Source organism: Okeania sp. (assembly GCF_983059655.1).
Map to the genome: position 1 here is coordinate 1 of NZ_CEZPJD010001107.1, position 2,054 is coordinate 2,054.

Genomic DNA, 2,054 nt, shown 5'->3' on the forward strand with positions numbered 1-2,054 from the left:
AAAAGACTTCCATAAGCAAGGCCTAATTAAATATTGCTTTGATCGCTCACTAAAAACAATAGCTGAAGCGCTGAAGCGCTGACGGCTGAATGCTTACGATCAATGTTTGCTACAAATACTGGAACTATTTCTAGTAGCCAATAGTCAGTAGCCAGTAGTCAGCTAGATTGAACTGTTATTCTCATTTTTGACCATGACATAATTCTCCAAGTGCTAAATATACATCTGACTTTAACCATTTTTTTTGACCAAACTATTCATAACATTCTTTAATTTTTCGGTAAATTTTTAGTATTGAATTTTAATGGTTGCTTTCAGTATTTGATTATAAATAGCTTTCTGTCTCAAGTATAGCACTACGCATATTGGCGTTTGACATCTATAAATCCTGGAAATCTTTCAGAATCTACTTTTCCCTGTTTCCTAGCCCGTGGCTATATACAATATTTCTAGTTAGGTTAAAGGGAGGAAAATCGCAAATTCTGTACCTTTCTTTAATTCCGATCTACAAGTTATTTTCCCGCCATGTTTTTCTACAATAATTTGTCGGGAAATCGCCATGCCTAACCCTGTTCCTTTCCCCACTCCTTTAGTTGTAAACCCCTGTTCAAATATTTTTGAACGTACTTTTTCGCTCATTCCTAGACCATTATCGGCAATTTCCACCACTGCCATATTTTTATCGGTACTTAATTTCGTACTAATAGTAATGCAATTATTATTGGCTTTAATTTCAGCGTAAGTTTTGCCTTCACTTGCTTCGTCTAATGCGTCAATGGCATTAGCTAAAATATTCATAAATACTTGATTTAATTGCCCTGGATAACATTCGATTTTGGGCAAATCTCCATAATTTTTGACCGTCTCAATTCCTGGTCTATTTTTATTAGCTTTGAGGCGATATTTCAAGATTAACAGAGTACTGTCCAAGCCATCATGCAGATCGAGACTGCTTTTAGTTTCGGTATCGGTGCGAGTAAAAATTCGTAAAGAGTTGCTGATTTCACCAATGCGTTTTATCCCTGTTTCCATAGATGCAATAGTTTTGGGAAAGTCTTCCATGAGAAATTCCAGTTCTAGTTCCTCTATTTTTTCAGTGAATTCGGGACTGGGGTGCGGTAACTCTTGTTGATAATACTGAATAATGGCAAAGACATCAGCTAGATAGTCTTGAATAATACTGACATTACCTCCCATAAAACCGAGGGGGTTATTAATTTCATGAGCAACTCCTGCCATGAGGTCTCCTAATGCTGCCATTTTCTCCTTTTGTACCAATTGCAACTGTGCTTGTTGCAGATCGGCCAGTGCTTGTTGAGCTTGTTGGTACAATAAGGCATTTTCTAAAGATATAGCAGCTTGAGAACAAAGTAAATTGAGAATTTCCACTCGCTCGCTGGTAAACACTCCTGTCACTTGATTGTTTTCTAGATAAAGAATACCAATCATTTGACTGCGGTCTAATAACGGTAGGCATAAAACAGACTGAGGTTGGTGCTTTTGGATATAAGTATCTCCTGAATAAGCAGTTTCATCACTGGCATTATAAATAACTAGAGGCTTTTTGTTGTGCTTAACTTGATTGATAATACTCAAGGGTATTGAATGACTGGCTTCTACTGGAATGGGATCTAATTGGCAAACACCCTTGGAAGTAAGAAGAGCTGTGAGCATTAAGATTTGTTTTTGAAATAGCATCAAAGCTACATTTTCTGCACCAGCATTTTCCATAACTACTTGCATTAAATTAGCGATCGCTCCTTCTAAAGATATATCCTGTGAAAGGGTGCGAGACGCTTTCATTAGAGTAGCTAAGTCTAATATTTCTCCTGTACCTGTTGTGGTGTTGGAAATTGTTCCTATCGTTAGAGTTGCGATCGTGTTACTGTTGAGGGAACAGAGTTTTTGCCGTTCAAGAATGGAGCTGAGGAGGATGGGATAACGTTTTTCTAAATCATCAGTTTTGGCTTTTGCGCCCCAACGGGCGTAGCAGTAGTAAGCTTCTTGCATATAGCCAGCAGCAACTTTTTCTTTGCCCCAGTCTAGGTAAAATT

Annotated in this window: 1 protein-coding gene; it reads right to left on the reverse strand. The window is 37.8% G+C overall.

All coding sequences use genetic code 11. The features are described 5' to 3' along the window. Positions 1-453 precede the first annotated feature (453 nt). The coding region (locus AC3DU7_RS32260) for a GAF domain-containing sensor histidine kinase (protein WP_488043303.1) at positions 454-2,054 on the reverse strand (1,601 nt) is incomplete at its 5' end.